Here is a 13,555-nt window from a genome sequence, read left to right on the forward strand (position 1 = left end):
CCCTACATTTTACGCTACATTTCCACCTCGCTGTTTTCAGCCATGAGCAAGATAGCGGGGAGACTGCTTTTGGCGACAGCGTAAAAAAATGCGATAATAAAACGCGTTGTTAAATCAAACAGGTATGAAATGACCCATTTACCGAAATTTTCCGCCGCCCTACTCCATCCGCGCTATTGGCTGCTTTGGCTGGGCATCGGCCTGCTGTGGTTAGTCGTCCAACTGCCCTATCCGGTCATCTACCGTCTCGGCAACGCCATTGGCCGCCTGGCGATGCGTTTTATGCAGCGCCGCGCTAAAATTGCTTATCGCAACCTGGAACTCTGCTTCCCGGAAAAGAGCGAACAAGAACGTCATCAACTGGTGGTACAGAACTTTGAATCCGTCGGCATGGGCCTGATGGAAACCGGCATGGCCTGGTTCTGGCCAACCCACCGTATCGCGCGCTGGACCGATACCATCGACTTCGAACATGTCCGCGATGTCCAGGCGCAAAAGCGCGGCATCCTGCTGATTGGCATCCACTTTCTGACCCTGGAAATGGGCGCGCGAATGTTTGGCATGAACGAACCCGGCATCGGCGTCTATCGCCCGAACGACAACCCGGTTATCGACTGGCTGCAAACCTGGGGCCGCCTGCGCTCCAACAAAGATATGATCGACCGTAAAGATCTCAAAGGCATGATCCGCGCGTTGAAAAAAGGCGAAGTCGTCTGGTACGCCCCGGATCACGACTACGGTCCGACCGCCAGCGTCTTCGCGCCGCTGTTCGCCGTCGACCAGGCCGCCACCACTTCCGGTACCTGGATGCTGGCGAAAATGTCAAAAGCCTGCATTGTGCCTTTCGTGCCGCGCCGCAAGCCGAACGGCAAAGGATATGAGCTGATTATTTTACCACCGGAATGTGACCCTCCGCTGGATGATGCCGAAACAACCGCGGCATGGATGAATAAAGTCGTCGAGCAGTGCATCATGATGGCGCCGGAACAATATATGTGGCTGCATCGCCGCTTTAAAACCCGTCCGGAAGGCGTGCCTTCGCGCTACTGATTTCCGCTTTACCCGGGCAATCATTTTGCCCGGGTAAATTCCCCCCGCTCTCTCGCCCTTCTTCCTTTAGCTTTAAAAGCTATGCTCCATTGCGACAACCATTTCTCAAGCGCATAATTAGCAGGCTCATATTCCCCTTTATTTTAACCCGCGTCGCGGGCCAATGAGACCTTATGTCGTCTGCTGATACGCCTATTAACTGGAAACGCAATCTTACCGTTACCTGGCTCGGCTGCTTTTTAACCGGCGCCGCGTTTAGTCTCGTTATGCCATTCCTCCCGCTGTACGTCGAACAACTCGGCGTCACCGGCCATAGCGCGCTCAATATGTGGTCAGGGTTGGTTTTCAGTATTACCTTCCTGTTCTCCGCCATCGCGTCGCCGTTCTGGGGCGGGCTGGCCGACCGTAAAGGTCGCAAAATTATGCTACTGCGTTCGGCGCTGGGCATGGCCATCGTCATGATGCTGATGGGCATGGCGCAGAACATCTGGCAATTCCTGATCCTGCGCGCGCTATTAGGGTTGCTCGGCGGCTTTATTCCCAACGCGAACGCGCTGATCGCCACCCAGATCCCGCGGCAGAAAAGCGGCTGGGCGCTGGGAACACTCTCAACCGGCGCAGTGAGCGGTGCGTTACTTGGCCCGCTGGCTGGCGGTTTCCTCGCCGACCACTGGGGGTTACGCACCGTCTTCTTTATGACCGCCGCCGTGCTGTTTATTTGCTTCCTGTTTACCCTGTTTTTAATTCGCGAAAACTTCGCGCCGGTGAACAAAAAAGAGATGCTCAGCGCCAAAGACGTATTTAGTTCGCTCAAGAACCCGAAGCTGGTGCTGAGCCTGTTCGTCACCTCGCTGATTATTCAGGTCGCGACGGGCTCCATTGCTCCTATCCTGACGCTGTACGTTCGCGATCTGGCGGGAAACGTCAGCAATATCGCTTTTATTAGCGGAATGATCGCTTCCGTGCCTGGTATTGCCGCCCTGCTGAGCGCGCCACGTCTCGGTAAGCTCGGCGATCGCATCGGCCCGGAAAAGATCCTGATTGTCGCGCTGGTGATCTCGGTACTGCTGCTGATCCCGATGTCATTCGTCCAGACGCCATTGCAGCTCGGCATTCTGCGCTTCCTGCTCGGCGCCGCCGACGGCGCCCTGCTGCCAGCCGTGCAAACTCTGCTGGTGTACAACTCCACCAGCCAGATCTCAGGACGCATTTTCAGCTACAATCAGTCGTTTCGCGATATCGGCAACGTCACCGGCCCGCTGATCGGCGCCTCGGTGTCTGCCAACTATGGCTTCCGCGCCGTTTTCCTGGTTACGGCCTGCGTCGTACTGTTTAACGCCATTTATTCGACGGTCAGTTTGCGTCGCCCGCGCGGCGGTGAATCCTCTGGTAGCGAGAACTCGGGTAAACGTTCGGTAAATTAACCCCTTCAGCACGTCTCTGCCTTGACGCCAGGCTAACCGCCTTCTATAGATTGAAACGTGTTCCTTTTTCATTCTTCTTAGGGGGTTAGCTATGTCTACGGAATCAGTTTTCTACGCCACACTAGAAGAGGCTATCGACGCCGCCCGAGAAGAGTACCTGGCCGATAATCCCGATAGCGATGAAGAGAGCGCCGACGTCGAGCAGTTCAACATGCAGAAATACGTGCTCCAGGATGGCGATATTGCCTGGCGGGCGGAGTTTTTTGCCAGCGAAGACGAAGAAGGCGAATGTCTGCCCATGCTCAGCGGTGAATCCGCGCAAAGCGTCTTTGACGGCGACTATGATGAGATTGAGCTGCGCCAGGAGTGGCTGGAAGAGAATACGCTACACGAATGGGACGAAGGCGAGTTTCAGCTGGAACCCTCTCTGGATACCGAAGAGGGGCAAACCGCAGCCGATGAATGGGACGAGCGTTAATTACTCGTAAGGGCCATGACTGGCGTCTAACGGCAACAGTAGCGTATCGAATACCAGCGAGAACGGTAGATCCAGGATGGTCAGATAGCGCCATGCAGAATCGCGCACATCCCACTGCACGCCAGGATAATACTGGTTGCCATGACCCTGCCCCGGCACCGTGCGGCTGATAATACTGCCGCAGCCGCTGAGCACCAGCGTCATGGCGATAACCAGAAATATTTTCATCAACATCCTCTACTCTCAGACAAAAAAATACCGGCACACTTGCCGGTATTTTCCTTAACGTACGGCTTACTTCGTTTTTAACGCCAGCGGATTCAGTGTGAGTTGCTGGTAAGCGCCGACCCAGGAGGAGTATTTCTCCGGGGCGTTCCACACGCGATAGTGCAGATGCGACAGCGTTACCGGATCGCTCAACAGCACCAGACGACGGTCGCGGTTAAGTTTGTCCGGCGTTTCATTCAGCGCCTGCTCGACATGGCGTTCACGGGCGATATCGAGAATATGGCCGTGACGGTGACGCGCCGTTGCCATTGCGGTCGCCAGGGCGTTAAACGACGGATTGAACACCGCGTGCATAAAGCCATCATCCAGCGAACGTTGACGGTTCATCGTCAGGTAAGCATCGGTATCTTTCAGCACCTGCGGTGGCGAATACTCTTCCGGGATCAGGAACAGCTTGCAGCGTTTAGTACGCAGACCGACCGTCGCGCGGCTGGAAATCGCCGATACAAACGGGGAGAGGATCAGCGAAACCACGATCGGCGCCAGCCAGAACAGGAAACGCAGATCCAGCCACGCCATGCCAACCGCCCACACCAGGCCCAGCAGCATCTGCGAGCCGTGACGCATAAAGGCTTCGCCCCATGGCGTCGAGTCATCATCGCGCTGCGGCGAATTCCACACCACTTCCCAACCGAGGAACGCGCTGACCACAAACACGGTATGGAACAGCATGCGCACCGGCGCCAGCAGCACCGAGAACAGTACCTCCAGCAGCAGGGAGAGCGTGACGCGGCAAAATCCGCCATACTCTTTCGGCCCTTTGCACCACACCAGAATGATACTCAGCAGCTTCGGCAGGAACAGCAGCACCATGGTCGAGGCAAACAGCGCGATAGCCAGTTCCGGGCGCCACTGCGGCCACACCGGGAACAACTGCCGCGGCTGCAGGAAGTACTGCGGCTCCGTCAGAGCATGCACCACCTGTAGCGCCGTCGACAGCGCCAGGAACATAAACCACAGCGGCGCCGATAGATACGACATGACGCCGGTCAGGAACACCGCACGGTGTACCGGGTGCATCCCTTTGACCAGGAACAGACGGAAGTTCATCAGGTTACCCTGGCACCAACGACGGTCACGTTTCAGTTCATCCAGCAGGTTCGGCGGCAACTCTTCATAAGAACCCGGCAGATCGTAGGCGATCCACACGCCCCATCCAGCGCGGCGCATCAGCGCGGCTTCGACGAAGTCATGCGACAGAATCGAACCGGCAAAGTTACCCTCACCCGGCAGCGGCGCCAGCGCACAGTGTTCGATGAATGGCTTCACGCGGATAATGGCGTTGTGACCCCAGTAGTGCGATTCCCCCAGTTGCCAGAAGTGCAGACCGGCGGTAAACAGCGGACCATAGACGCGAGTCGCAAACTGCTGGCAGCGCGCGTACAGGGTGTCCATACCGGAAGCGCGCGGCGAAGACTGGATAATCCCGGCGTTCGGATTCGCTTCCATCAGGCGTACCAGGCCGCTCAGACACTCACCGGTCATGACCGAGTCAGCGTCGAGCACCACCATATAGCTGTACTGGCTACCCCAGCGACGGCAGAAATCATCGATGTTGCCGCTTTTACGCTTCACGCGACGACGACGACGACGATAGAAGATCTGACCTTCGCCCTGAACTTCGGCAATCAGTTCCATCCAGGCCTTCTGTTCAGCGACGCAGATATCCGGATCGTAGCTGTCGCTCAGCACGTAGACATCAAAATGCTCGGCATTGCCCGTCGCTTTCACCGACTCCCAGGTCGCGCGCAGGCCCGCGAACACGCGGTCAACGTCTTCGTTACAGATAGGCATGATCAGCGCCGTCCGGTGTTCCGGGTTCAGCGGCTCATCGCCAACGGTGGAAGCCGAAATACTGTACTTGTCACGGCCGATCAGGAGCTGGAGGAAGCCCATCAGCGCGGTCCAGAAACCAGCCGAGACCCAACAAAAGAGCACCGCGAACAGGATCAGGATGCCGCTCTGCAGCACATACGGCAGCAGTTGCATAAAGGAGATCCACAGATCCTGGCCAACCATATCGGATGGATTGATCAGCGCCCAGCCCTGATAAGGCAGGATGGTCTTCATGTACCAGGTGGCAACCACCGTTTGCGCCAGCGTCAGCAGCAGCAAAATGTAACGCCGAATGGTGCCGACGGTACGCCATTTCTGTTCGCTTTCCCGCTCTTCTTGCGTCAGGCGGGACAGGTAGCGCGGCGTGACATCGCGACCGCGCAGGCGATCCCAGAAACGGCCAACCGGGTTGGTACGCCACGGATCGGGGATCATCGAGGAGCGTTTCGCTTTCGGCATCGCATGCAGTTGCGTGCGCCCTTCATCATCTTTCACCAACTGATCACCGGCCAGAGAGTCCGGCCAGCTATGCTCCAGGCGCGCTTTTACCGACCCCAACGGGGAGTCTTCATCGCGCGGAAAATGATGATGCTCAGCGTCCAGCGCTTCGTGCACGGCCTGCAGGCTCGCATCAGGCAAAGCGGCCTTTTCTGCATCCGACAGCGGCAATGCGTCGATGTAGTTCGTTATCTTATTCATTGGCAGGCAGCTGATAGCTCCAGGTTTCGCTCAGCGTCTGATCGCCATTGACCAGCGCCGCGCGCATTTCCGTGGTTTTCTTCGGATCTTTCACTTTGACGCGCAGGGTCATACGCCAGCCTTTGATAATCGGGTTATAGCGCACGGAGTTTTCCACGATCTCAGCGTTGTCGCCGATACTCGCCTGCGCCGTTACCGGGGTATCCGCCGCCATTTTTTTCATGTCAGCGCCGGTGAAATCAACGACGAAAGCAATGGTGCCATCAGGCTGACGAATGAGATTCGACTGCTTCACGTCGCCGGTTGAACGGCGAGTCTGCACCACATAAGCGCTGTCAGGCGCATGCAGCTTGTCTTCATCACGGGTGAAGGTAATGGAGTATTTGAAGTTCATCTCTTTACCCGGCTCCGGCAACTGATCCGGGGTCCAGTAAGTGACGATGTTATCGTTGGTTTCATCATTGGTTGGGATTTCAACCAGTTCGACTTTACCTTTGCCCCAGTCGCCTTTCGGGGTGATCCACGCGCTTGGACGCAGGTCGTAGCGATCGTCGAGATCTTCAAAGCGGGAGAACTGACGGCCACGCTGCAACAGACCAAAGCCCTGCGGGTTTTCCATCGCATAGCTGCTGACAGCCAGATGTTTCGGGTTGTTCAGCGGACGCCAGATCCACTCGCCGTTGCCGGCAAGCATCGACAGGCCGTTAGAGTCATGCAGCGCCGGACGGTAGTTGGTGGTCGGCGACGGCAGATTCGGCCCAAACAAAAACATACTGGTCAGCGGCGCAATGCCCAGCTTGCCGACTTTATCGCGCAGATAGACTTTAGACTGCACATCGACAACGGTGTCGCGGCCCGGCATGATCACAAAGCGATAAGCGCCGGTCGCACGCGGAGAATCCAACAGCGCATAGATGGTTAAGCGTTTATCGGTCGCTTTCGGACGCTCAATCCAGAACTCGCGAAAACGCGGGAACTCTTCGCCTGATGGCAGCGCAGTGTCGATAGCCAGGCCACGAGCGGACAAGCCATACACCTGCCCCTGACCGAGAACGCGGAAATAGCTGGCTCCGAGCATGCTGACGATTTCGTCATTCTTGTCTTTGCTATTGATCGGATACAGAACTTTGAAACCGGCGAAACCAAGGTCTTTCACCGTGTCTTTATCGTGCTGGACGTTGCCAAAATTAAAATAATCCGGGCTATATTTAATTTTGCGCACGCTGGTGCTGGTCACTTCATTAATGGCGACCGGCGTGTCGAAATACATGCCCTGATGGTAAAATTCGAGCTTAAACGGGGTCTTCAGGTTATTCCAGTAGGCTTTATCGTGATTGAACTGGATTTGCTGGTAATCCGCATATTTCATATCGCGGAAGGCGGAGGGCAGGTTACTTTTCGGCGCTTCATAGCCTTTCCCGGCTAACGTTTTCGCCTGTTTTGCTACGTCATCAATGCTGAATGCCCATGCAGATGAGGTACACAGGGACAACATTACGGCTGCGCTTAACCAACGCATTTTCATCATCTGTGGTTTATGTTTCATAGTAAGTAAGCACTTCCCCCTTTGTGTGCTTAAATCGATCCGATCTATTTTAATGGAAACTCAGGCAATCCGACAACATAATCCCTGTTTTGTTCAGCTTAGCGGCCCAGGGAATAAACAGTTAACGGTCCCATATTGTACTTTGCGTACTTATCCTGGAGACAGATACCCTGAGTTCATGTAGGGTTGCTGTGAATGTAACCGTTATCGCCCTGAGTGATAAGACGAATTGTCTGAGATTGTTGTGAATTTATGAATAAAGCTCCAGTAGAACGTGAATATTTCTTCGATAGCATCCGCGCCTGGCTGATGCTGTTGGGGATCCCGTTTCATATCTCGCTTATCTATTCCAGCCATAGCTGGCACGTGAATAGCCTGGAACCCTCCTGGGGTCTGACGCTGTTCAACGATTTTATCCACGCCTTCCGCATGCAGGTCTTCTTTGTTATTTCCGGCTATTTCTCCTACATGCTGTTTCTGCGCTATCCGCTGAAGAAATGGTGGAAGGTACGCGTAGAGCGCGTCGGCATCCCCATGCTCACCGCCATTCCGCTGCTGACCCTGCCGCAGTTCCTGATGCTGCAGTATGTCAATGGTAAAGCGGAGAACTGGCATACCCTCTCCGGTTATGACAAATTCAACACCCTGGCCTGGGAGCTCATCTCCCACCTGTGGTTTTTGCTGGTATTAGTGGTGCTCACCACCGCCGGCGTGGTGCTGTTTAAGTGGCTGGGCAATCGCCGGAAAACGCAGGTCGCCCGCTTTGGTGACAACGTCACGCTAAGCCAGTTATCGCTTATTTTTCTTGGGTTTGGCGTGTTATATGCAATTATCCGCCGCACCCTTTTCATCGTTTATCCGCCGATTCTCAGCAACGGGTTGTTTAACTTTGTCGTGATGCAGACCCTGTTCTACCTGCCATTCTTTATTCTCGGCGCGCAAACCTTTATCAACCCGCGGCTGAAAGCGATGTTCACGACTTCCTCGCCGTGGTGCTTTATTGGCTCGTTGCTGGGCTTTATAGCCTACCGGCTTAACCAGCAGTACGGTTCTGGTGATGGCTGGATGTATGAAACCGAATCGGTCATAACGATGGTGCTGGGGTTGTGGATGGTGAACGTCGTGTTCTCACTCGGCCACCGCCTGCTTAATTTCCAGTCTGCGCGGGTAACCTACTTTGTTAATGCCTCGCTGTTTATCTACCTGGTGCATCATCCGCTGACTCTGCTATACGGTGCGTGGATCACGCCGGTTATCAAATCCAACGCATTAGGGTTTATCACCGGACTGGTGTTCGTGGTGGGGATTGCGCTGGTGCTGTACGAAATCCATTTACGTATTCCGCTACTACGCTTCCTGTTCTCTGGTAAACCACAGCAAAAACCGGCTAAAGCGCCGGTATCAGTGAGTTAACCAACCGACACCGGCAGCGCGTACTACCGGTGTCGGTTGGCTTCGATTATCTCTTCTTTACCGACGAAGCTCCTTGTCGTTGTGATATCCATGACAGCCGTTCACTGTAAATCGGCACTATGCCTGCAATAACCGCTTATAGATCTCCGCCGTTTCGTTATCGAAACAGACGAAATACACCTGTTCCAGCGGGTTGTAACGCGTGAGGAAGGCATTAACCGTTTGTACCGCGATTTCCGCCGCCGCCTGTTTTGGATAGCCATAAACCCCAGTGCTGATAGCCGGGAAAGCGATAGAACGGTAGTTATTCGCCGAAGCCAGTTGCAAACTGTTGCGGTAGGCATCCGCCAGTAGCTCCGCTTCTTGCTCGCCGCCGCCGTGCCAGACGGGACCAACCGCATGGATGACCGCGCTAGCCGGCAGATTTCCGGCGCTGGTGATCACAGCATGACCCGGCGGACATTCGCCCTGCTGCTGACGAACTATTTTACAGGCAGCCAGCAACTCCGGACCCGCCGCGCGATGGATCGCCCCATCAACGCCGCCGCCTCCCAATAACGATGGGTTCGCCGCATTAACAATCACATCCACTTGCAACGTCGTAATATCGCCGAGAACCACCTCAGGTTGAACAACCATTTCCCCTCCTGTCGGCAAACGTCTTAATACTCAGATTGATTGCTAATATGGCATGATAGCCCCCGAGGCGAAAGCCTGAGGGCCGGTTATTAGCGATAATTCACTTCGAGGATAGCGTTGGTGTGCTGCGGATTAATGTAGGTTAATTGCGTAGATTTGATATTAGCATGTTGCAGATCCCCACTTGCCACCTGCCGGGCAGATAGGGTCACTGGCTTTTGCTTAGCGCAGACCATCGAAACCTGGGCTTCAGAGGAACGGATTTGACAAGGCGGCTCAACTACGCCGCCGTGGAAACGGATCACACCATTCGCAGCGTTAGCGATCGGCGAAAATGTCAATAAAGCGGGAAGGAAACAAACGGTAGCAAGTAGTACGCCATTCATGTTTTTCACGGCAAAACCCCTCTGCGTAACGGTCAAAAAAAACCTTACAAATCATCCTTGAGCGCAGTTGAATACCAGCAACTACATACAAAATAAGTATATATATGAAGTACCTGTAGATACTTTTTTCTCTCCATTTTTGCAAACGGTATCAAACTATTATGGTTTGTTTGCTCAGAATGTCCGCATTAAGAGGAAAAAACAATCGATGAGGGGTTGAAGCTGAGGGGGTTTCATGTTGTCAATGACAGGCAATGAACGCCTGTCATCGTAAAGATGCGCTTGCGGATTAGCCGTTATCGCTAGCCAGAGATTTACTTTTCTGTGCTCGCGCCGCCAGCCACAACCCGCTGTTTTTCATGGCGTAGCCGAAGACCAGCCCCAGCGCCAATGACGGCACCACGATGCGCCAGTCGCCGTTGGCGGCAAAGGTCGCGCAGGCGCCGATAAAGGTTCCAGGAACAAAAGAGAGCAGCAGTTGACGAGCCTGGATGCACATCAGGAACGCGACGATGCCGGTCATCATGTAGCTGAGAATTTCCAACTGCGGGGCCAGCGCGCTGCCGTAAATAATCACCAGCGCCCAAATCACGCCGCTCATGACCGTGCAGGCAGAAATCAACAGCCCTTTCAGGCCGCCTTGCGGGCAGGCGAAATAGGCCGTGCAGCCAAGGAAGCCGGCCCAGCTCAGCAGGCCGAGAGCGACCGCCACCCATCCCCAAATACCGGAGAGAATGCCCGTCGTTAATGCGATTGCGAAGAGTATGTTCATGCCGCGTATCATAGCAGATACGCGGCCGTCAAATGCGATCCAACGCACACAAAATGAATGCGTGAATTTGCTGTTTCACAAATAAGGTGATTTAAATCACATTTATTCGTCGTTTTCTTCCTGCAACTCATCCCACATGGCAGAAATAGCTTCGCGCGTCAGCGGCGCCATGGTACGCCAGAAAGGGGTTTGCGCATGCGCTTCGACTTTACCAAGGAAGGTACCGCACCACGGTAAAATGTAATCGGCAAACAGCGTTTCCAGCGTTTCGCTTTCGTCTTCCGTGGCATGATCCTCAAGCCAGGATGCGGCCAGCAGTAAAGATCCGATATGATCCGTCGGCCCTTCGCCCGTCGGGATACCGTGAGTGGTCAGGAAACCGCGCACTTCCGCTTCTGTAGCACCTTCAACCCACACGCTGCGATAAGGCGCAACGGCGCATTCATCACCGACGAACAGCACATTGTAATCCGCCGCCAGCGGCTGGGTATCACAGCTCTTTTGCAAGCGCTCCAGCAACTCATCCTGTTCCAGCGGCCAGCTGGCGGCCAGTTTGCCATCGCGGATCAGGGTGAACAGTGGCACCAGCAGCGGATCCTGCGGCTGACGGTAGTACAGCGAACCCAGTACGCGACAGAGGATTGAAAATTCGTTCATGCAGTTAGTTCCAGTTATTCAAATTAAAGGTCAGCAAATTCTGTAATCGCAGGCATCCCACGCGATTCAAGGAAATCCAGTAGCCGACGCGGGGTGACGTTAAGGATCCGCTCTTCCGGGAAATTCACCGCATCGAGGATCTTGCGACATTCTGCGAACTCACCCAGCGTAAAGGCGGTGTGCGAGTCCGATCCCAGCGCGACCCAGCCGCCCGCGTCGCGCACGGCGGCGGCGATCGCCCGGCAGTTATCTTCGCTACCAACCCGCGAAGAGAGGAAAGAAGAGTTATTAATTTCCAGCGCGACATGGTGCTTCGCCGCCGCCGCGGCGACAGCCGGAATATCGATCGGGAACTTCGGATTGCCCGGATGACTAATAATATGCACCGCGCCGCTGGCGATAGCGGCGATCATCGCTTCAGTATGGGTGGCTTTGTCCTGCGGCGGGAATACCGGCTCATGAAAACCGGCAATGATCAGATCCAGCGAAGTCAGCATTGGTCCAGTGCAGTCGATTTCACCTTGCGTATTTTTGATATTGGCTTCAATACCGCGCAAGATGCCGACGCCATCAACTAACCGTGGCCAGATACGCATATTGACGAAATGCCAGTAATGCGGGGCATCCGCCATATCCGGGCCGTGATCGGTTATCGCAAAAAGCCGAATACCTTTACGTTTAGCCTCAGCAATATAGTCATGCAAAGTGCTGTAAGCGTGGGTGCTGGCGACGGTATGCATATGCAGGTCAACAGGATACATCACAATCTCCTCCTCTATTTGTGGCAAGAATAGCAGGTATCGGCAGCGATGATCAGTAAAAACCCCGCCATAGCGGGGTTTTTCGACTAGTAGCCGCGCTGGCGATCGACCTGGCCGCTGACCGCTTCACCGCGTTCCAGTTGGCTTATGGTGCCGGCAATATAAGCTATCGCCTCCTCCGGGCGAGTGATGGCGGCAATATGCGGCGTCATCGCTACGCGCGGATGTGCCCATAACGGGCTCTCTTGCGGTAGCGGCTCGCGGCTAAAGACATCCAGCATCGCCCCTTTCAACTTGCCGCTATCGAGCGCCGCCAGTAGATCCTGCTCGACAATATGTACGCCGCGCGCGAGGTTCAGTACATAGCTGTTATCAGGCAACTGCGAAAGGAGTGGTTGGTTGATGATGCCGACGGTTTCCGCCGTATTCGGCAGCAGGTTGATCAGCACACGGGTTTCACGCAGGAATTCGCCCAGTTCTTCCTGGCCGGCGAAGCTCCGTACCTGTGGCCAGGACTTACGGCTGCGGCTCCAACTGCGCAGCGGGAAGCCCCAGCTCAGCAGGCTTTCCGCCACTTTACCGCCCAGCACACCCGCCCCCATGATACCGATGGTGAAATCTTCGCGGTGGTATTCCGCCAGCGGCTGCCAGCGGGATGCCTGTTTCAGCGCCTGATAGTCGTCAAAGCGTCGGAACCAATGCAGCACCTGGCTTACCGCATATTCCTGCATCTGCAGGCCCATGCCGGTGTCTTCAAGGCGGAATAGCGGAATCGAGAGCGGCAGCATTTCCGGGTGTTCACGCAGTTTACTCAGAATGGAATCTACGCCAGCGCCGAGGGCAAAGACCGCTTTCAGTTCACGTCCTTGCAGCATCTCGACCGGAGGATGCCAAACCAGCGCGTAATCGGCAGGTTGATTGTCGCCCGGTTTCCACTCACGAACGCGCGCTCCCGGCAGATATTTTTCCAGCTCTGCAATCCAGTACGGGGTGTCGAACGTCGGATGGTAAAAAATAATCTCCATAATGACTCCTGATTGCTGACGCGTTAGCAGGTTGAGGTGTGCGTCGTGTTTTACTCATTGTTTTGTATTGGTTTGCCAGCATAACAAATTTCGCTTTGCTATCGAGGAATAAAGAGAATGGCGACAAAAAAATCGATTCTCGCGCGTTTAAGAAGCAAGTTGCTTGAAGTTTGGCTAAACACATCTTTTTTTTAAAAAGTTGATTGACGAGAGATACGTATTTCCCTACATTAGCGCCCGTTCCCGGCAACAACGGGAAAGACAATATGGTGAGGTGTCCGAGTGGCTGAAGGAGCACGCCTGGAAAGTGTGTATACGGCAACGTATCGGGGGTTCGAATCCCCCCCTCACCGCCATATTCGAGATGAGAGCTCGTACGAAAGTACGGGCTCTTTTCTTTTATATTCTCCGTTGGGGGGGACGAGAACCCCCGACCGGGGTTCGACAACTGGCGCAGCCAGTTGGACAGACCGCGAACGCAGTAAGCGGGCTGCCCCGCAGGGGCGAGCACAGCGAGTCAATCCCCCCCTCACCGCCATATTCAAGATGAGAGCTCGTACGAAAGTACGGGCTCTTTTCTT

13 protein-coding genes and 1 tRNA gene are annotated in these 13,555 nt (G+C 54.9%); 5 read left to right on the forward strand and 9 right to left on the reverse strand.

The features are described 5' to 3' along the window. Positions 1-129: 129 nt before the first annotated feature. From PYR66_14365 to PYR66_14375, 3 genes are all read left to right on the forward strand, one after another. Positions 130-1,050: an LpxL/LpxP family Kdo(2)-lipid IV(A) lauroyl/palmitoleoyl acyltransferasee gene (locus PYR66_14365; GenBank protein WEF26512.1), complete on the forward strand. Its 921-nt coding sequence runs from the start codon at positions 130-132 to the stop codon at positions 1,048-1,050. A gap of 173 nt (positions 1,051-1,223) precedes the next feature. Next, the gene (gene mdtG / locus PYR66_14370; protein WEF26513.1) at positions 1,224-2,474 is read left to right on the forward strand and encodes a multidrug efflux MFS transporter MdtG; all 1,251 of its coding nucleotides are present in this window, start codon (positions 1,224-1,226) and stop codon (positions 2,472-2,474) included. A 91-nt stretch (positions 2,475-2,565) separates the two neighbouring features. After that, positions 2,566-2,952, forward strand: coding sequence for a MysB family protein (locus PYR66_14375; protein WEF26514.1), 387 nt, complete (start codon positions 2,566-2,568; stop codon positions 2,950-2,952). On the opposite strand, the gene PYR66_14380 is transcribed toward PYR66_14375, so the two are convergent. From PYR66_14380 to mdoG, 3 genes are all read right to left on the reverse strand, one after another. Further along, positions 2,953-3,180 (reverse strand): YceK/YidQ family lipoprotein, encoded by a 228-nt coding sequence (locus PYR66_14380; GenBank protein ID WEF26515.1) that lies wholly within the window; start codon positions 3,178-3,180, stop codon positions 2,953-2,955. A gap of 66 nt (positions 3,181-3,246) precedes the next feature. Then, positions 3,247-5,775: a glucans biosynthesis glucosyltransferase MdoH gene (gene mdoH / locus PYR66_14385; protein ID WEF26516.1), complete on the reverse strand. Its 2,529-nt coding sequence runs from the start codon at positions 5,773-5,775 to the stop codon at positions 3,247-3,249. Beyond that, positions 5,768-7,321 carry a glucans biosynthesis protein MdoG gene (mdoG, locus tag PYR66_14390; GenBank protein WEF26517.1) on the reverse strand — a complete coding sequence of 518 codons (1,554 nt, stop codon included), beginning with the start codon at positions 7,319-7,321 and terminating at the stop codon, positions 5,768-5,770. Before mdoG ends, mdoH begins: the two co-directional genes overlap by 8 nt. A gap of 252 nt (positions 7,322-7,573) precedes the next feature. On the opposite strand from mdoG, the gene mdoC reads away from it, so the two are divergent. After that, the gene (mdoC, locus tag PYR66_14395) at positions 7,574-8,734 is read left to right on the forward strand and encodes a glucans biosynthesis protein MdoC (GenBank protein ID WEF26518.1); all 1,161 of its coding nucleotides are present in this window, start codon (positions 7,574-7,576) and stop codon (positions 8,732-8,734) included. Between the two features lie 117 nt (positions 8,735-8,851). On the opposite strand, the gene ymdB is transcribed toward mdoC, so the two are convergent. The 6 genes from ymdB to ghrA all read right to left on the reverse strand — a co-directional run bounded on the left by ymdB (position 8,852) and on the right by ghrA (position 12,974). Further along, positions 8,852-9,373: an O-acetyl-ADP-ribose deacetylase gene (gene ymdB / locus PYR66_14400; GenBank protein ID WEF26519.1), complete on the reverse strand. Its 522-nt coding sequence runs from the start codon at positions 9,371-9,373 to the stop codon at positions 8,852-8,854. An 89-nt stretch (positions 9,374-9,462) separates the two neighbouring features. Then, positions 9,463-9,768 carry a fimbrial assembly protein gene (locus tag PYR66_14405; GenBank protein WEF26520.1) on the reverse strand — a complete coding sequence of 102 codons (306 nt, stop codon included), beginning with the start codon at positions 9,766-9,768 and terminating at the stop codon, positions 9,463-9,465. Between the two features lie 280 nt (positions 9,769-10,048). Continuing rightward, positions 10,049-10,531, reverse strand: a complete 483-nt coding sequence (locus PYR66_14410) for a DUF1097 domain-containing protein (GenBank protein WEF26521.1) — start codon at positions 10,529-10,531, stop codon at positions 10,049-10,051. 102 nt (positions 10,532-10,633) lie between these two features. Further along, positions 10,634-11,188: a molecular chaperone gene (locus PYR66_14415; protein WEF26522.1), complete on the reverse strand. Its 555-nt coding sequence runs from the start codon at positions 11,186-11,188 to the stop codon at positions 10,634-10,636. A 23-nt stretch (positions 11,189-11,211) separates the two neighbouring features. Next, complete coding sequence (locus PYR66_14420; protein WEF30458.1) at positions 11,212-11,949, reverse strand: phosphatase; 738 nt, start codon at positions 11,947-11,949, stop codon at positions 11,212-11,214. 86 nt (positions 11,950-12,035) lie between these two features. Next, on the reverse strand, positions 12,036-12,974 hold the full coding sequence (ghrA, locus tag PYR66_14425) for a glyoxylate/hydroxypyruvate reductase GhrA (protein WEF26523.1): 939 nt from the start codon (positions 12,972-12,974) through the stop codon (positions 12,036-12,038). A gap of 268 nt (positions 12,975-13,242) precedes the next feature. On the opposite strand from ghrA, the gene PYR66_14430 reads away from it, so the two are divergent. After that, positions 13,243-13,330: transfer RNA gene (locus PYR66_14430), tRNA-Ser, on the forward strand. Positions 13,331-13,555: the final 225 nt, after the last annotated feature.

Source organism: Klebsiella aerogenes, assembly GCA_029027985.1.
In the GTDB taxonomy this organism is placed as follows: Bacteria; Pseudomonadota; Gammaproteobacteria; order Enterobacterales; family Enterobacteriaceae; genus Klebsiella; species Klebsiella aerogenes_A.